Annotated in this window: 18 protein-coding genes; 9 read left to right on the top strand and 9 right to left on the bottom strand. The window is 65.5% G+C overall.

Annotated features, from left to right (window positions below):
• Positions 1-316 precede the first annotated feature (316 nt).
• Complete coding sequence (locus M673_RS08420; protein ID WP_061975291.1) at positions 317-1,522, bottom strand: pyridoxal phosphate-dependent aminotransferase; 1,206 nt, start codon at positions 1,520-1,522, stop codon at positions 317-319.
• Between the two features lie 209 nt (positions 1,523-1,731).
• Between M673_RS08420 and M673_RS08415 the strand changes: the two genes are divergently transcribed.
• Complete coding sequence (locus M673_RS08415; protein ID WP_061975289.1) at positions 1,732-2,355, top strand: glutathione S-transferase family protein; 624 nt, start codon at positions 1,732-1,734, stop codon at positions 2,353-2,355.
• A 66-nt stretch (positions 2,356-2,421) separates the two neighbouring features.
• Here the strand turns inward: M673_RS08415 and M673_RS08410 are convergent, their stop codons facing one another.
• The gene (locus M673_RS08410; protein WP_061975287.1) at positions 2,422-2,868 is read right to left on the bottom strand and encodes a PRC-barrel domain-containing protein; all 447 of its coding nucleotides are present in this window, start codon (positions 2,866-2,868) and stop codon (positions 2,422-2,424) included.
• Positions 2,869-3,087: 219 nt separating this feature from the next.
• On the bottom strand, positions 3,088-3,621 hold the full coding sequence (locus M673_RS08405) for a superoxide dismutase family protein (protein WP_061975285.1): 534 nt from the start codon (positions 3,619-3,621) through the stop codon (positions 3,088-3,090).
• 256 nt (positions 3,622-3,877) lie between these two features.
• Here M673_RS08405 and M673_RS08400 point away from each other — a divergent pair, with 256 nt between their 5' ends.
• Positions 3,878-4,279, top strand: a complete 402-nt coding sequence (locus M673_RS08400; RefSeq protein ID WP_061975283.1) for an acyl-CoA thioesterase — start codon at positions 3,878-3,880, stop codon at positions 4,277-4,279.
• Positions 4,280-4,342: 63 nt separating this feature from the next.
• Here M673_RS08400 and M673_RS08395 read toward each other — a convergent pair whose 3' ends face one another.
• Positions 4,343-4,960, bottom strand: a complete 618-nt coding sequence (locus M673_RS08395; RefSeq protein ID WP_061975281.1) for a hypothetical protein — start codon at positions 4,958-4,960, stop codon at positions 4,343-4,345.
• A 116-nt stretch (positions 4,961-5,076) separates the two neighbouring features.
• The gene (locus M673_RS08390) at positions 5,077-6,321 is read right to left on the bottom strand and encodes an extensin-like domain-containing protein (RefSeq protein ID WP_061975279.1); all 1,245 of its coding nucleotides are present in this window, start codon (positions 6,319-6,321) and stop codon (positions 5,077-5,079) included.
• A 209-nt stretch (positions 6,322-6,530) separates the two neighbouring features.
• On the opposite strand from M673_RS08390, the gene uvrB reads away from it, so the two are divergent.
• From uvrB to M673_RS24115, 3 genes are all read left to right on the top strand, one after another.
• Entirely contained in the window at positions 6,531-9,518 is a 2,988-nt protein-coding gene (uvrB, locus tag M673_RS08385) for an excinuclease ABC subunit UvrB (protein WP_244493052.1), read from the top strand.
• 93 nt (positions 9,519-9,611) lie between these two features.
• On the top strand, positions 9,612-10,880 hold the full coding sequence (locus tag M673_RS23605; RefSeq protein WP_082639247.1) for an HD domain-containing protein: 1,269 nt from the start codon (positions 9,612-9,614) through the stop codon (positions 10,878-10,880).
• Complete coding sequence (locus tag M673_RS24115) at positions 10,877-11,419, top strand: hypothetical protein (protein ID WP_148640000.1); 543 nt, start codon at positions 10,877-10,879, stop codon at positions 11,417-11,419. Before M673_RS23605 ends, M673_RS24115 begins: the two co-directional genes overlap by 4 nt.
• 54 nt (positions 11,420-11,473) lie before the next feature.
• On the opposite strand, the gene M673_RS08380 is transcribed toward M673_RS24115, so the two are convergent.
• Positions 11,474-11,785 (bottom strand): hypothetical protein, encoded by a 312-nt coding sequence (locus M673_RS08380; protein ID WP_061975278.1) that lies wholly within the window; start codon positions 11,783-11,785, stop codon positions 11,474-11,476.
• A 164-nt stretch (positions 11,786-11,949) separates the two neighbouring features.
• A complete protein-coding gene (locus M673_RS24560) occupies positions 11,950-12,087 on the bottom strand; it encodes a hypothetical protein (RefSeq protein WP_156421088.1) in 138 nt (45 codons plus the stop codon).
• A 656-nt stretch (positions 12,088-12,743) separates the two neighbouring features.
• Here M673_RS24560 and M673_RS08375 point away from each other — a divergent pair.
• Genes M673_RS08375 through M673_RS08360 form a run of 4 tightly spaced genes read left to right on the top strand, consistent with a single transcriptional unit; the run spans position 12,744 to position 15,548 of the window.
• A complete protein-coding gene (locus M673_RS08375; RefSeq protein ID WP_061975276.1) occupies positions 12,744-13,409 on the top strand; it encodes a hypothetical protein in 666 nt (221 codons plus the stop codon).
• A gap of 58 nt (positions 13,410-13,467) precedes the next feature.
• Positions 13,468-14,019, top strand: coding sequence for a sigma-70 family RNA polymerase sigma factor (locus tag M673_RS08370; protein WP_061975274.1), 552 nt, complete (start codon positions 13,468-13,470; stop codon positions 14,017-14,019).
• A complete protein-coding gene (locus M673_RS08365; protein WP_082639244.1) occupies positions 14,009-14,779 on the top strand; it encodes an anti-sigma factor family protein in 771 nt (256 codons plus the stop codon). Before M673_RS08370 ends, M673_RS08365 begins: the two co-directional genes overlap by 11 nt.
• 49 nt (positions 14,780-14,828) lie before the next feature.
• A complete protein-coding gene (locus M673_RS08360; RefSeq protein ID WP_061975270.1) occupies positions 14,829-15,548 on the top strand; it encodes a Bax inhibitor-1/YccA family protein in 720 nt (239 codons plus the stop codon).
• A 66-nt stretch (positions 15,549-15,614) separates the two neighbouring features.
• Here the strand turns inward: M673_RS08360 and M673_RS08355 are convergent, their stop codons facing one another.
• Positions 15,615-16,271 (bottom strand): methionine ABC transporter permease, encoded by a 657-nt coding sequence (locus tag M673_RS08355; RefSeq protein WP_061975268.1) that lies wholly within the window; start codon positions 16,269-16,271, stop codon positions 15,615-15,617.
• Positions 16,252-17,328 carry a methionine ABC transporter ATP-binding protein gene (locus M673_RS08350; RefSeq protein WP_061975266.1) on the bottom strand — a complete coding sequence of 359 codons (1,077 nt, stop codon included), beginning with the start codon at positions 17,326-17,328 and terminating at the stop codon, positions 16,252-16,254. Before M673_RS08350 ends, M673_RS08355 begins: the two co-directional genes overlap by 20 nt.
• Positions 17,329-17,332 lie beyond the last annotated feature (4 nt).

The raw sequence follows: 17,332 nt of genomic DNA, 5'->3' as shown, positions 1-17,332 counted from the left end.
TTCGTCAATCTGACACAGTTCATGCGCTGCCTGCATGGCAGGCATGTGCTTTTGCTGCTGGCCAATTCGGCAAATCGGATTTAGCTTTAATCCTAGTCGGGCCGCAGCGAGTTTACCTCCTCCCAAACTCCTTGCACCGGCCGTTTCCTCCCAGAGGTGCTTCGGGCATCTCAAATTTTTGGGCCGGGCTCTTGGAGCTCGGCTTTTTTCTTTTCAGGCGTCGGCTTCGGTCGAACCGGCTCGATGGCAGGTTTCCCTCGAAACAAAAAGGGCCGCCGATCGCTCGGCAGCCCTCGTCTCGTTCCGTCGAAACCGATCAGCGCTTCAGCGAACCGCAGAAGCGCTGGATGCGCGTGCAGGCTTCTTCCAGAAGCGCGTCGGACGTGGCGTAGCTCAGGCGGAAGTTCGGGCCGAGGCCGAAGGCCGTGCCGTGCACCACCGCCACGCCTTCCTGCTCCAGAAGCGCGGTGACGAAATCCTCGTCCGTCTCAATGCGCTTGCCGCCTTCGGTCGAAGCCCCAATCAGGCCCTTCACCGAGGGGTAGACGTAGAAGGCGCCTTCCGGCGACGGGCATTCGATGCCACTCGCCTGGTTCAACATGGAGACCACGAGGTCCCGGCGCTTCTCGAACATGGCGCGGTTCTTCGGGATGAAGTCCTGCGTCCCGTTCAGCGCTTCCACCGCCGCCCATTGCGCGATCGAGCAGGCGCCCGAGGTCTGCTGGCCCTGGATCATGTCCATCGCCTTGATGAGCTTCAGCGGCCCGCCGGCATAGCCGATGCGCCAGCCGGTCATGGCATAGGCCTTGGAGACGCCGTTGATCGTGATCGTGCGCTCGTACAGCGCCGGCTCGACCTGGGCCGGCGTGGCGAAGGTGAAGTCGCCATAGACGAGGTGCTCGTACATGTCGTCGGTCATCACCCAGACATGCTCATGGCGCATCAGCACGTCGGTCAAAGCCTTGAGCTCGGCATGGGTATAGGCCGCGCCCGTCGGGTTGGACGGCGAGTTGAACAGGAACCACTTCGTCTTCGGCGTGATGGCGCGCTCCAGCGCCTCGGCCGTCAGCTTGAAATTGTCCTCTTGCCGGGTCTCGACCACGACCGGCGTGCCACCGCACAGCGCCACCATCTCGGGATAGCTGACCCAGTAGGGCGCGGGGATCACGACCTCGTCGCCCGGGTTCAGCGTCGCCATGAAGGCGTTGAACAGGACATGCTTGCCGCCGGTCGAGACGATCGTCTGCTCCGGCTTGTAGTCCAGCCCGTTCTCGCGCTTGAACTTCTTGGAGATCGCCTCGCGCAGCTGCGGGATTCCGGAAATCGGCGTGTACTTGGTCTCGCCGCGCGCGATGGCCTCGACGGCCGCCTGCTTGATGTTGTCGGGCGTGTCGAAGTCCGGCTCGCCGGCGCCGAGGCCGATCACGTCCCGCCCCTGCGCTTTCAGCTCGCGCGCCTTCTGCGAGACGGCGATGGTGGCGGACGGCTTCACGCGGTCCAGGGAAGCGGCGAGAAAGGCCATAGGGAGGCTCCGGGAAACAGCAGAGAATTGTCTGGCGATCTTCGCCGCGAGCGCGCCGTCAGCAAAAATCGGCGGACCCTAGTCCCGCCTCCGTGCGAGCGCAAGGCGAGGACCCATCAAGATCGCTGATGGGTTCGACGCGAAAAAGGAATTGGCAAAGCGGAGGCGGAGTCCCGCACAAACCGGCATCGATCCCAAGGAGGCCTCCGATGCTGACCGTCTATGGCATGAGCGACAGTGGCAATTGCTACAAGCCGCGTCTCCTGCTCTCGCTGCTCGATCGCCCCTTCCGCCATGTCGAGGTTTCGACGCGGGACGGCTCGACGCGCACCGCCGAGTTTCTCAAGCGCAATCCGGCCGGCCAATGCCCGCTGCTCGAACTGGACGACGGGCGGCTTCTGGCCGAATCCAACGCCATCCTCGTTTATCTCGCGACCGAAACGCCCTTCCTGCCCGACGATCCGTTCGAGCGCGCCCAGACGCTGCGCTGGATGTTCTTCGAGCAGAACGCGCACGAGGTGAGCATCGCCGTGCGCCGCTCGCTCAGCGTCTATCCCGAGCGCGCCGGGGTCGCGACGCCCGAGCGCATGGCGCTGACCTTGCAGAACGGTTTGAACGCGCTCGGCGTGATGGAGCGGCACTTGGCGGATCATGCCTGGTTCGGCCCCGGCCGGCCGAGCGTCGCCGACATCGCTCTCTATCCCTACACCGCCACCGCTGGAGACGGCGGCTTCTCGCTGGAAGGCTTCCCTTCGGTGCGTCGCTGGCTGGCGGATCTGGAAGCCCTGCCCGGCTTCCAACCCGTCGGATGGGCGCCGACTGAGGCCGCCTGAAAAACGGACGCGAAAAGGCCCGCGCCAGGACGGCGCGGGCCTTTCCATTCAGATAAAGGTCGTGGATCAGTCGCGGCCGAGAACCAGCGTGTCGACATCGACGCCCTGGGCGTTCTGCAGGATGTCGCGGGTCAGGCCGGGCGCGGTGATGCGCAGGTCGTTGTCCTGCACGCCGATCTGCAGCGCCGACCAGCTGACCAGCACGTCCTTCTCGCCAATGCCAAGGAAGCCGCCGACTTCGACCACGACGGCCTCGATCGAGCCGTCCGGGCGCAGGACGAAGTCTTCGATATCGCCGATCTTCTCATTGTTCGCGCCGTAGATGTCTTCGCCTTCCAGATCGTCCGCCAGGAAGCGCGCGGGCGCCGAGCCGGCTGCGGACTGCGGCAGAACCACGATGACGTCGTTCGAGGCGGTTCCCGTGACGACCGGAGCGGCCGTCGTCGCCGTCTGGGCGAAGGCGGCGGAACCCAGAAGCGTGGCGAGACCAGCGGCGAGGACGAGAGACTTCATACGCAAATTTCCTTGTTCGAATGTGACCTCGGACCGGCGCTGCCGGCCGAGATCATGCAGTCAGAATGTCGCGGCCAACCATTGGTTCCGACCAAATATGGGCCGAATGACGCCTCGAGGGATTGGCGAAATCGCCGGGATGGGGGAGCCGATCGGGGCCCCGCCGGTCGCGATGGGCGGTTCCTCGCGTCCCCATCGCCCGCGAGGAACCGCCGTCATTCAAGGTGCGGCGAAGACCACGCCGCAGGCCATGCGCGCGCCGGCATTGCCGCTCGGCTGCGAGTGATGATCGTCCGGCGAGCCATGAACCATGATCGAGGTTCCGTCCGCGTCGTTCAGGGGCGCGTCGCCGCTGGCGAGGTGAACCATCGGATTGAACTGCTGGAATCGCGCCACGCCGTCCTTCACATAGATATTGGCCATGTCGCCGGGATGCGGACCGCCCTCGGTCTCGAAGCCATGCTTCTTGCCGGTCGGGTTATGGTGGCCGCCGGCCGAATCGAAATTGCCTTCGCACAGCCCTTTCTCGTGGAAGTGGAACCCGTATTCGCCGTCCGCGAGCCCGGTCAGGTCGCCGTCGAGCAAGACGCCGTTCGGCGTTTCGGTAATGCGGATCGTGCCGTGCGACGTGCCATCGGGCGAGCGCAGGGTCACCCCGACCGGCTCAGCCGTGGCCGGCGCTGCGCTCTGCGCCAGTGCGGGCAGCGGGGCCGCCATCATCAGGGCGGCAACGGTCAGAAGAACGGATTTCATCGGCTTCTCTCCAGTCAGAATGACGGCCTCCCAGGCGAGCCCGCGATCCCTGCCGAACGTCGCGCCCGACCGGGCGTTCCGCCCGCTGTCCCATCTCGCGCGAGCGTGAAGGCCATCATCCCCTCCCCGGTCGGATGATCGTCCATGGCCATCGACCGGCGGCGGCAGCGCTCTTACGCAGACCTGCCATGCCCTTGCGCGAACTCCCGGCCTCGCCCAAAGGGAAGGTCGGTTTCCAGGCTTTCGGGGCGAGCGAATGATCGAGGACGAAGAGCAGCCGAGGGGCGAACTGACCGTTCGCGTGCAGGCCATGCCGAGCGATCGAAACGCGGCGGGCGACATTTTCGGCGGCTGGGTCATGTCGCAGATGGATCTGGCCGCGGGCATTCGCGGCGCCGAGCGGGCCGGCGGCCGGGTCGCCACCGTCGCGGTGGAGACGTTGGTGTTCCGGCGGCCGGTCAAAGTGGGCGACACGCTCTGCGTTTACTCGGTCGTCGAGAAGGTCGGCCGCACCTCCATCCGGCTGAAGGTCGAGGCCTGGGCGCGGCGCTATCTCACGACGGCGCGCGTCAAGGTCACCGAGGGCGTCTTCGTCATGGTGGCGCTGGACGACGAGGGCAACCCGACACCCGTCCCGCCCTCCTCCGAGCCGGTCTGAGACAGGCAACGAGAAAGGCGCGATCCGGGGACCGCGCCTGTTTGAACTCTGAAGGTCAGCCGATCAGTTGGTCGGCGGCGTCGGCGGGGTGGTGCCGCCCGCCGCAGGGCCGCCGGCCGGCGGCGCGGGCGGGGTCGGCGTATCGCCATTCACGAGGCTGGAGGGCGGCGGGGGAACGCGGCTGGCGGCAGCTCCGGCCTTGTCCGCGAACGCGTCCAGAATGGGCTTGGCGGCTTCCATGCAGTCCGACAGGGATTCGTCGCCGCAGGTCACGCGCAGCGTCTGTCCCGGACCCATGTTGATCTCGAAGCCGGCACGCGGCGGCGGCGGCGGGCCGCGATGGCCGTCCGGCCCGCGACGCTCGGCGCGCGGTCCCTCGTCGCGATCTCGATCGCGCTTTTCCCGCTTTTCGCGCTTGTCGCGTTCATGCCGATCACGATCGCGGTCCGCGTCGCGGTCGCCATCCTCGTCGCTCATGCGAGCCCAGCGGTCGCCATGGCGCATGTCGCGGGAGCTGTCCTCGCCGGCGCGGTCGGCGCGTTCGCGATAGGGCGGCATGTCGTCGTCGGGGCGCGCGTCCCGCTCGTATCGATCGCCGCGATCGGGGCCGTCTTCCTGGGCGTGCGCCATCGGCGCAACCGCCGCCAGAAGCACGGCGGCGAGTGTCAGGGGCTTCAGCATGGCTGGTTCCTTCTCTCCATGCGGACCGGGTTCCGCGCGGCCTCAACGCGCGATCCCTCCCAAGCGTTGCCGCTTTTCGCGTCCCCCTGCCGGTTTTCCCGGCAAGGGGTCGGGTGTCACTTGCAGATCGGGCGGAGCCGGGACTTCACGTCGAGATGGAGATGGTCGGCATGGGCGCGGTTGTAGCCCGGCCCCAGCACCGTGCCGAAATAGCGGCAGCTCCCTTTGCGGATCGCTGTCTGGAACGCTCGCTCGCGGAAGGAGAAGGCGCCCTTGGGGCTGATGCGCATGGTGGAACCGTCGCTGAAGCGGAAGCCGCCGACATCCAGCGCGTTGCCGCTGGCATGTTCCGAGATCGTGCGCGAGCCGGCGATGCGCGAGCAGCGATAGGAGGACATGTTGATCACAGCGGTCGGGCGCTTCCAGAGCTTCCAGCGCGCGGCGGGCTTCACGTCGGCCTGCAGCCAGCGCGCCACGCGCAGCGCGGCCTGGCAGTTCATCGTGGCGGCTGGCGTCATGGCGATGCCCTGCACCGCCTCGCTCACGCGAACCGGGTTGGGAATGCCACAGGACCGGCTCGTGTCGATCGGCGAAATGTCGGTGAAGCGCACGCCAAGTTTGCGCAGCTCGCGCCGGCACATAGCCTCCGACGCGGCCAGCGGCCGGTAGCCCGAGGGCGTTTCGCGCTCCAGCGCGCCCTGCGGGGCGGGGTTGAGCGAACTCGGCGGCACGCGGGAGGAAAGCGAGGCATAGGACGGCAGCGGCGTGCGTTCGGGCCGGGCGCGGCGTTTGGGCGCGGGCGGGGCGATCTCGGGTTCGGGCGCCTCCGCGTCGGTCAGCCCTTCCCAGGCGTCGAACTCCGCTTCGGGCCGCGCGCCATAGGCGCCCGCGACCGGCGGCAGCGGATCGGCGAGCGAGGCCTCCTCGATCATCCGGGCGATCGGGTCGCTGCTCGGAGCGGTGGAGGCGGAGGGGCTGGCGTCCTGCACGCGATAGGTGCGGCCGTAGTCGCCCGGCCCCCGCTCGGCCTCCGGCAGGGGCGGCTCGGGCGCGGCGACAGCGGGCGGCGGCTTGCTGCGGCGCGCGGTCGGTTTGGGGCGTCGTGGTTCGGGGGCCGGGTCGCCCATTGCCGGGCTCGGCACATAGGCGTCGGGCCGGCCTGCCGGCGCAGCGCCGCCCCAGACGAGGCGGCCACCGGTGCGCGGGTCGCGCGCCACGGGCAGGTCGGCGGTTTCGGGGATCGACATGGGCGGCATGGGAAAGCCGGAATCCAAAGCCTCGGCCACCTCGTCGGCGCTCGCCGCCGCATACACGGCGACGGCGAGCGTGACGATGCGCCAACCCGTCTTACGCAAAACCATCGGGGCGGCCTTTGCATCCTCCGCGAAACTCGAGCGGACAAAGGGAAGGATGGGTGAATTTGGTAAGCGAAAGATGAACGCCGCGCCTCCAATGCGAAGAAATCGAATCACCCATTTGGTCGCACCCGCCCACGAGCTTGCGCGAGACCTTTCGTCGTGAGGCTTCGTTCCCCCTTTATTCCGCCGACGCCCAAGTCCATATTCGCGCCATGCCCGATCCCAAGAAGCCCCGCCGCTCGCCCATTCTCGATTATGCCGACGCCTCCGAGCGCCTGCATCCCGGCTTCGGCGAAAGCCCGCAGCCGGACCTGACCGGCACGCCGCTGACCGGCCCGCTCTCGGGCTGGGCCGACGAGATCGCGCAAGGGCTGGAGGAGGAGGCCGAGCGCAAGGCGGCGCAGAAGCCGGCCAAGGCGAAGAAGCCCTCCGCCCCCGCCGACGCGCCGAAGGCCAAGCCGGCCAAGGCCTCCAAAACCGCGCGCGGCACGTCCATGGGCATCGCGACGGACCCGACCGCCCGCGCCCGCGCGGGACTCAACCCCGTGGCCGGCATGGACGTGTCGCTGGAGGACGCCGCCGCGCTGCCCGAGGGCGGTGTGACGGCGACGGTGGAGGCGCTGACCAAGCTGATCTCGGAGGGCAACCCGCTTCTGAAGAACGGCGAGATCTGGGTGCCGCACCGGCCGGCCCGGCCCAACAAATCGGAGGGCGGCCACGCCTTCCGCATCGCCTCGGACTACACGCCGGCCGGCGACCAGCCGACCGCGATCGCGGATCTCGTCTCCGGCATCGGGGACGGCGACATGACGCAGGTCCTGCTCGGCGTCACCGGCTCGGGCAAGACCTTCACGGTCGCCAACATCATCGAGCGCACGCAGCGCCCGGCGCTGATTCTGGCGCCCAACAAGACGCTCGCCGCCCAGCTCTACGGCGAGTTCAAGAACTTCTTCCCGGACAACGCGGTCGAGTATTTCGTTTCCTACTACGATTATTACCAGCCGGAGGCCTACGTCCCGCGCTCCGACACGTTCATCGAGAAGGAGAGCTCGATCAACGAGCAGATCGACCGGATGCGCCACGCAGCCACTCGCGCGCTTCTGGAGCGCGACGACGTCATCATCGTCGCCTCGGTCTCCTGCATCTACGGTATCGGCTCGGTCGAGACCTACACCGCCATGACCTTCCAGATGAGCGTGGGGGACAGGCTGGACCAGCGCCAGCTTCTCGCCGACCTCGTCGCCCAGCAGTACAAGCGCCGCGACATGGACTTTACGCGCGGAAGCTTCAGGGTCAGGGGCGACACGATCGAGATCTTCCCCGCCCACTTGGAGGATCGCGCCTGGCGCATCTCGCTCTTCGGGGACGAGATCGAGGCGATCCACGAGTTCGACCCGCTGACGGGCTCGAAGACCGACGATCTCAAGTCGGTGAAGATCTACGCCAATTCGCACTATGTGACGCCGCGCCCGACGCTGCAGCAGGCGGTGAAGTCGATCAAGGAGGAGCTGCGCCTTCGCCTTGTCGAGCTGAACAAGGCCGGCCGCCTTCTGGAGGCGCAGCGGCTGGAGCAGCGCGTCACCTTCGACATCGAGATGATCGAGGCGACCGGCGCCTGCAACGGCATCGAGAACTATTCGCGCTATCTCACCGGCCGCCAGCCCGGCCACCCGCCGCCGACCCTGTTTGAATACCTGCCCGACAACGCGCTCGTCTTCATCGACGAAAGCCATGTCACCATTCCGCAGATCGGCGCGATGTACCGGGGCGACTTTCGTCGCAAGGCGACGCTGGCCGAATACGGCTTCCGCCTGCCCTCCTGCATGGACAACCGCCCGCTCCGATTCGAAGAGTGGAACGCCATGCGCCCGCCCACCGTCGCCGTTTCGGCGACACCCGGCTCCTGGGAGATGGAGGAGGCCGGCGGCGTCTTCGCCGAGCAGGTCATCCGCCCGACCGGCCTCACCGATCCCCCGATCGACATCCGCCCCGCCCGCTCCCAGGTGGACGATCTCCTCGGCGAGATCCGCGAGACGGTGGCCAAGGGCTACCGCGTGCTCTGCACCGTGCTCACCAAGCGCATGGCCGAGGACCTCACCGAATATCTGCACGAGCAGGGCGTGCGCGTGCGCTACATGCACTCCGACATCGACACGCTGGAGCGCATCGAGATCATCCGTGACCTGCGCCTCGGCACGTTCGACGTTCTCGTCGGCATCAACCTCCTGCGCGAGGGCCTCGACATTCCCGAATGCGGCCTCGTCGCCATTCTGGATGCGGACAAGGAAGGCTTCCTGCGCTCCGAGACCTCTCTGATCCAGACGATCGGCCGCGCCGCGCGCAATGTCGACGGCCGCGTCATCCTCTATGCCGACCGCACCACCGGCTCGATGGAGCGCGCCATCGCGGAAACCAACCGCCGCCGCGAGAAGCAGGAGACGTTCAACCGCGAGAACGGCATCACGCCGGAATCGGTCAAGGCGAAGATCGCCGACATTCTCGACAGCTACTACGAGAAGGACCATGTCCGCGTGCCGACCGGGGCGACCGCCAAGGAAGGCGCGCTCGTCGGCAACAATCTCAAGTCGCATCTGGAGCATCTGGAAAAGGAGATGCGCCACGCCGCCGCCGATCTCGACTTCGAGACCGCCGCGCGCCTGCGCGACGAGATCAAGCGCCTTCAGGCGACCGAGCTGGCCGTGGCCGACGATCCCATGGCTCGCGAGGTGGACATCTCCATGTTCGGCGCCGGAGCCGAGGGCAATCCGCGCGCCAAGCGGCCGCGCGGCAAAGGCGGCAACCACCAGAACCCGCGCTTCGGCCCCAACGGCGAGCCGCTGGCCGCCCGCATCCAGAGCGACCACGAAAGCGTCAAGGCGCTGCGCCCCAAGGGCGAGGCAGTCCCGACCGCCGACGAGACCCATTCCTATTTCCAGCGCCCCAGCCTCGATGACATGGGCCCCGGCACCGACACGCCCACCCCCAACCGCTCGCTCTTCCGCAAGAATTCGCTGGACGAGATGACGGTCGGCCGCACCGAAAAGCCCAAGCACGACGGCCCCCTCCCCGCGCGCCCGGCATCAGGCGAGGATGCCAAGCCGGTGCGACGGGAGAAGGTCGGGTTGGGGAGCTATGAGGATGCGGGCGAGGAGAAGCGGCGCAAGCGGCGGCCGGGGAAGACGGGTCGGCCGGGGCGCTAACCTCCTGGGAGGTTATCCCCGTATATTATTCACTTCTGAGTTGTAAATCTAGCAGAGTGCAGATAGTTTTTTCCCAAACAAAATGGATGAACTATGAAGCACTTTGAAGTCCGTGATCCCATCCATGGAATGATTTCCTTCAATGAATTGGAATGGGATATTATTAATTCCCAACCATTCCAAAGGCTCAGAAGAATCCGGCAACTTGCTTGGACAGACTATGTCTATCCAGGCGCGATGCATACACGATTCGAACATTCTCTGGGAGTTTGCCATGTTATATCTAGGCTTTTTGACTCAATCACTCGAAAAGACGAAGATATCCTACGAGGTGAGTACAACTTCGAAACGGAAGGCCTCAAGAGGCAACGGCAAATTTTAAGGCTGGCTGCGCTTACTCATGATTTGGGTCATGGGCCTTTTTCGCACGCGGCTGAAGATGCCTTCCCACTTCATCAGCATTCTGACAAAAGATGGACGCATGAAGAATATTCGGCTGAGATAGTAAAGCAAAAACTCGCCGACATAATCGATAATCACCCGATCAATAATAATAATTATAACATTAACATCAGCCAGATTACATCTTTATACTCTGGATCAAGCAATAGCGGAAGTTCTGTTGTTTGGAAAGATTTAATATCCGGTCAGATGGACGCGGATAGAATGGACTATCTACTTAGAGATAGCTATCATTCAGGCGTTCAGTATGGAAAATTTGATCTGGATCGACTTGTTAGCACTGTAAAGCTTTGCGTAGATTCCAATGACACAACACATGTCTTGGGCGTCGAAGACGGAGGCATGCATGCAGTTGAGGGATTGATCCTTGCTCGATACATGATGTTTACTCAAGTTTACTTCCACAAAACCCGAGTTGCATACGACTATCACTATGATCAATCGTTTAAAAATGTTTTAGCTGAGACAAATGGCGTTTTTCCGAGTCCAGATACATTGCGCGGACTTGACGCATACTTGGGTTGGGATGACTGGGCAATTGTAAGCCGGCTAAATGATATTCAGGGATCCTTACATGTTGAGGCCCTTAAATCTCGGAATCACGTGAGACGCGTTTTCGCGACTCCTGAATGCCCTGAGGAAGCGGACAGAATAAGGTTTGATAAGGCTGAAGTTGCCTTAAACGGGCTTGACCCTGTCGTTCGTGACGCCAAAAAGTCTTGGTATAAGTTTCAGAAAGAGGAAATTCGGCTGCACGATTCGCAACCAGGGGTCCGCCGCTCCATTCCTCTCGCAACAAGATCACCAGTTGTGAATGGCTTGCGAACTGTGGAAGAAAAGCGCCTTTATGTGCCGTTGACCAGCCGTGCTGAAGCGTCGAAAAGATTGGAAAAACTATGAACAATTCGCACGTTACAACAGAGGCAAAACAACAAGCAATCATAAGCTGGCTCGCACAACGATGCGGTGACTCAGGATCGCTAGGCAAGACAGCCATACAAAAACTGATTTATATCCTAACATATGCGAAGAACGTTAGGACTGGATATGATTTCTCTCTTTACACTTATGGCCCCTACTCCAAGAACTTGCAGGGAGATTTAGATACTGCCGATTATTTAAAAGCTATCTCACTGACATATATAGAAGATGAAAACCGCTACGTTGTAGAGAAGTCGGCTAAGACAGACCAGTTTATAGCTAAGGCTGGTGATTTCATTGCTGAAAACACAGAGAGTTTAGAGTGGGTTGCTAAGAATCTGGGCACAAAATCAGCTCGATACCTTGAGCTTTTCTCCACTCTTCATTACATTATAACGCGTGAAAAAGTCGAAGGCGACAATAGCGTCATCGATCGCTTAATCGAAGTAAAGCCAAAATTTGACAGGCGAGAAACTTCAGAATGCTTATCTGAAGTCAAACGCCTTACATTGAATTAAACCTCACCCTCCGGGCCACTATTGTTAGCGGCCCGGAGATGAATTTTACTTTTGTTAATATCCGCGATTCGCCCGCCGAATGCTGTGATGGGCGCGGTCCTGCATGCGCTCGATCTGGCGCGCCGAGCGCGGGTCGATATGGCCGTTGTTGTAGTAGCGGGCGCGGCGCTCCATGCGGTGGATGCGGCGCTGCTGGCGTTCCAGGCGCGCGGCCTCGCGCGGGCTCAGGCGGCCGTGACGATAGGCGCGGTCGATGCGCTCGTGCTGGCGATACTGGCGCTCGTCGGAGCGATAGGTCTGGGCGCTGGCCGGCACGGCGGTGGCGACGAGCAGGCCCGCAAGGGCGATGAGCAGGGACTTTTTCACGAGTTCGTTCCTCCTTTGAACTGGCCTCATGAAAGACCCCCTCGCCTGAATGGTTCCTGAACCCGTTCGTCAGGCTTACTTTTCCCTTTCCAGCCAAGCGGCGCGGCGCCCCGGCGCCTGGGTCGGTGCGGCCCCCGCCGCGTCGGGCAGGGGCCGGGAAGGGTTCAGCGCGGCAGGCCGTTGGAGTCGCGCGTCGCCTTCTCGCGCCAGGTGTCGCCGGGCTTGATCGGCTTGTTGATCTCCGCGCAGCCTCCCAGAAGCACGAGGGCGAGCACGGCGCAGGCAGGTTTGATGAGGGACAAATCGGGGCTCCATCGGTGAGAACCGCCCGGCCATGCCGGCCTCTTGCGGCCCCCATAAGGCGAATCACTCCGCAATCTATCCCCGCTCGCACAATCCCCCGCATTCTCCCCTCACCTGCCGCTCGCGAAGGAGCGCGAATGATCACCGGGATCGTTCGGGAGCGGCGGGGCGGTGTCCGCGGCGCGTCGCCTTCCGGAGGCGGTGCGGCTCGGACGGTTCTGGCAAGCCGGGCGGCCTCTCAAAACGAAGGGGCTCGCAATCCGTCGGCGCCCTGGCTCGGTGACAGTCGACCCGGCGGGAAACCGCTGGGGAGGCCGAGAGCCAGCGCAAGCGCGGCCCGGGACGCGATCGGGGTGCTCGCACCATCCCGTGGACCGACAACACCGCGCGGGACGCCGGATGCGGACCACATACTACACACTATCGGAGGTTCGCCTCCGGCGTCCCGCCCGCCCTTCTCCAGAAGGGCCACTCGCTCGACGTCCGGCCCCTCGGGGCGCGGGCCGCCTGCGCTTGCGCGGATGGAACCGGGCCTTGAACCCCAGCCACGCCGTTGCACTCGGGCCACGCTGCTCCACCTCTCCAGGGAACGAGGGAAACTCGGCGCGCTCCCGATCATTGGAGGGCATCGAGGACGAGACGGAGCGAGTGCGCCATGAGCGACCAGGACAAGACGCTGCGGGAGATTGCCGAGCGCAACGGGTTTTCGGAAGGCGCGGCGCGCGCCATGGCGGACGCTATCCGCTCGGGCGGCGGCTCCATGGCGCAGTTCTCGCATCCCGAACTCGGCGGCATGGGCCAGTGGTCGCGCGGCGGCATGCTGATGATCGGGTCGATGAACGACCACGACCTCAAGGCGCGGGTCGGCCGGCTGGCGGAAGACCTCGCGTCCGGCGGCGCGGCGGCGGCCCAGAGCGGCGGCGGCGGTGGCCGACCCGGCGAGGCGGAGCGCCCGGCCTCCAACAGCCCCTGGGCGCAGCCGGGCGGCGGCGATCTCAACGACAACAAGCCGGCCAGCGGCGGGTCGAGCGGAGGGCCTGGCGGCGCGTCGGCCTCGGCCAATTCCAACGGCTCGGGCAACTGGTGGCCCGGCGATCTCGGCCAGCCCTCTTCCTCCGGCGCGCAGAACGGCGTGCGCTACGCCGCCTTCCCCAGTTCGCGCCGCCTCGCGATCGAACAAGACGGCAAGGTCACGCTCTACGACACGGGCGACCGTCAGATCTCGGGCGTCTCGCAGAGCCAAAGCGGCGGCTCGCCCGGCAATCTTCGCTTCACCAGCCAGAAGGGCGACATCGACCTCGCCGGCCTCACGAAAGCGTGACGCAAAATTAGGGGTGCCGGCGGGATGGAAATCCGCCGGGCTCCGTACACGGGGTTGAATGACAGACAAAGCTTCGCCCCCGGATGTTCTCGGCCAGCTCGGCGCCCTCAGGCGCTACGCGCTTACGCTGACGCGTGATCGCGACGACGCCGAGGATCTCGTTCACGACACGCTGGTGCGCGCCATCGAGCGGCAGCACCAGTTTCGTCCCGGTCTCAAGCTGCGCCCCTGGCTGCTCTCGATCCTGCACAACGGGTTCGTGGACCGCCTGCGCGCCCGCCGCGCCGAGGCCCGCCGCAATGCCGAGATCGGCTTTGCCGACACGAGCGAGCTCGGCCCCTCGCAGGACCACGCTCTGCGTCTCGCCGACGTGCGCCGCGCCTTTCTCACCCTACCGGAGGAGCAGCGCGCCGCCCTTCACCTCGTCTCGATCGAGGGTCTTTCCTACGAGGAAGCCGCCTGCTCGCTCGGCATTCCCGTCGGCACGCTGGTGTCGCGCGTGTCCCGCGCCCGGGCCCGCCTGCGCGAGATCGAGAATGGTCCGGCCCGGTCGCAGACGCCGGGCAATGTCGTCCCCTTCAAGTCAGCAGGAGGTTCGGATGGCCGTTGATCCCGTCCTAGAAGCCGATCTCGTCTCCTATGTCGACGATCGCCTCGCGCCGCTTCGCCGCATCGAGGTCGAGGCGCATCTCGCCACGCGGCCCGACGAGGCCGCCCGCATTATGGCGGACCTGCGCCTTCGCGACGAGCTTCGCCTCGCCCTGGTCGCCCCCGAGGCGCCGGGTAGCCGCGAACTCGCCACGCTCGCCCGCCGCCTCCAGAGCGGCCTCGGCCGTCGTCGCCGGCTCGCCGTCCTGCGCCGCTGCGCAGCGGTTGGGGTCTTCGTGGCGCTGGGCTGGCTGGCGCATGAGGGCACCGGCCCGCTCGCCGTGCGCCAGAGCATCGCCTCCTCGGCCCCGCCGCCCTTCGTGGGAGACGCGCTGGCCGCGCACCAGACCAGCCTCGTGCGCTCCACCATGGAGTCGCAGGTGGAGACCCCGCGCTACGACCCGGCCGAAATCCGCGCGGCCACCGCCATCACCATGCCCGAGGCGCCGCGCGGCTGGCGCGTGCGCGACGTGCAGGTCTTCCCCTCGCCCTTCGGCCCCAGCGTCGAGATCGCGCTGGCGGACCGGGCCGGCGCCTCGCACTCGCTTTTCGGCATCCGCCCCGGCGGTTTCGAGGTGACGAAGCCGCAGACCACCGTTTCCGGGCCGCTCGCCGCCGCCTTCTGGCAGCAGGGCCCGGTCGCCTACGCGCTGGTCGGCCCCGCCGCCGAGCGCGACGCCTTGGGCGATGCCGCCGAGCGGCTCGCCCGCAGCCTCTACTGAGCCGCCCTGCCGGCTCAGTCCTTTCCCCGCGTTTCATGGAGTTCGACCGATGAACACACCGCACACCGGCTGGGGCGCCCGCGCCGCGCCCGCCGCCTCCCACGCCCTGTTCGACGAGGGCCTGCGCCAGCACATGCTGCGCGTCTTCAACTATATGGGCCTCGGCCTCGTGGTCACCGGCCTCGTCGCCTTCGCGGTCGGCAACACGCCGGCACTCTACGTGCCGATCTTCTCCAGCCCGCTGAAATGGGTGGTGATGTTCGCGCCGCTCGCCTTCGTCCTGTTCTTCTCGTTCCGCATGCAGGCCATGTCGGCCGGCGCCGCGCAACTGTCCTTCTGGGCGTTCTGCGCGCTGATGGGCCTTTCGCTTTCGTCGGTCTTCCTGGTCTTCACCGGCGCCAGCATCGCCAACACGTTCTTCATCGCCGCCGCCATGTTCGGCGCGACGAGCATCTACGGCTACACCACCAAGCGCGACCTGACCAAGATGGGCTCGCTCTTGATGATGGGCCTGATCGGCGTGGTGATCGCCTCGATCGCCAACATCTTCATCGGCTCGACGGCGCTGCAGTTCGCCGTTTCGGTGATCGGCATCGTCGTCTTCGTCGGCCTCACCGCCTGGGACACGCAGTCGATCAAGGAGCAGTATGCCGAGAACTTTTCGGCGGAGTCGCAGCAGAAAATGGCCGTGTTCGGCGCGCTGTCGCTCTACCTCAACTTCGTCAATATCTTCCAGCTGCTGCTGAACTTCACGGGCGAGCGCGAGTAACCCTTCTCCCCTCGTCACGCCAAAGAAAAGGCCGCCGCGATCCTCTCGCGGCGGCCTTTTCGTGTTTTACTTGCGATGGTCGAGCCGCGCCACCAGCCGGTCTCCGCCCCATTGCAGCAGGCAGACCATGACGATCAGGATCGCCACCACCGCCACCATGACGCTGGTCTCGAAGCGCTGGTAGCCGTAGCGGATCGCCAGATCCCCCAAGCCCCCGGCGCCGATGGCTCCCGCCACCGCCGTCGCCCCGACCAGCGTCACCAGAGTGACCACGAAGCCTGCGACAAGGCCGGGCAGCGCCTCGGGGATCAGGACCTCGCGGATGATCGTCCAGCGCCCCGCGCCCATGGAACGCGCCGCCTCCACCAGATTGGGATCGACCTCGCGCAGCGAGACCTCGGCGATCCGCGCGTAATAGGGAATGGCCGCGACCGAGAGCGGCACGATGGCCGCGAACGTGCCGATCGAGGTGCCGACGACAAGGCGCGTGAAGGGGATCAGCGCCACGAGAAGGATGATAAAGGGCACCGAGCGGAAGGCGTTGACGACGCCGCCCAGCACCCGGTTGATCCACAGGTTCTGGAGGATCGCACCCCGGTCGGTCAGCACCAGGAGAAGGCCGATCGGCAGTCCGAAGACGAGCGAGGCGAGGCCCGAGGCGCCCGTCATCAGGAGCGTTTCCCAGGTGGACCGCCAGAGAAGATCATACAGCGCGGCGGACATAGCCCAGGCACTCCGTCTTGAGGGTTCGCGCGGCGAGGAAGTCGATGACGGCCTTCAGGTCGTCCGGGCCGCTTTGTTCGACGCCGATGAAGAGGCGCCCGACAGGGCGGCCCTGGATCTCGTCGACATGGCCGCCGACGATGCGCGCCGGGCGGCCGAAGGCGCGCGTGAAATCCGAGATCACGGGATCGTCGGCTCGCTCGCCACCGAAGTCGAGACGGAGCACGGCTTCGCCCAAGGGCTCGGGCGACAGGGCGTCGAGAATGCGCTGCGGCAGTTCGGCGGTGATGGTCTGGAGAAGCGTGCGCGTGACCGGCGACGTCGGCTCGGCGAAGACACGCCAAGTCGGCCCCTCCTCCGCGACGACGCCGCCTTCCAGCACGACGACGCGGTTCGCGATGCGGCGAACGACCTCCATCTCATGCGTAATGAGAACGATCGTCAGCCCTAGCCGCTGGTTGATGTCGGCCAGCAGCGCCAGGATCTGCTCGGTGGTCTCGGGATCGAGGGCGGAGGTCGCTTCATCCGACAGGAGAAGCGCGGGGTCGGCGGCGAGCGCGCGGGCGATGCCGACGCGCTGCTTCTGCCCGCCCGACATCTGCGCGGCGAAGCGCTCTCCCCGGCCGCCGAGGCCGACGAGATCGAGGAGTTCGGCGACGCGTTTGGCGCGTTCCGCCCGGGCCATCCCGGCGATCTTCAGCGGAAGCGCGACGTTTTCGGCTGCCGTCCGATTGGCCAGGAGATTGAAATGCTGGAACACCATGCCGACGCGGCGGCGCAGCGGCTGCAACTCCCGCTCGCCCAGGCGCTCGATGGAACGCCCTTCGACCTCGACCCGCCCCTCGTCCGGCTGTTCCAGCCCGTTGATGCAGCGGATGAGCGTCGACTTGCCGGCACCCGAGCGCCCGATGACGCCGACGATCTCGCCGCGCTGGACGGACAGGTCGATGGACCGAAGAGCCTGATGGGCACCGAAGCGCTTGGAAACGCCGGACAGGCGCAGGATGGGAGCGTCCGGGCTTGGCGGCGCTCCGGTCGGATGGGGAGACTGGTTCATGATA

The organism is Aureimonas sp. AU20 (genome assembly GCF_001442755.1).
Taxonomy (GTDB): Bacteria; Pseudomonadota; Alphaproteobacteria; order Rhizobiales; family Rhizobiaceae; genus Aureimonas.
This window is presented reverse-complemented; position numbering and strand designations above follow the sequence as displayed.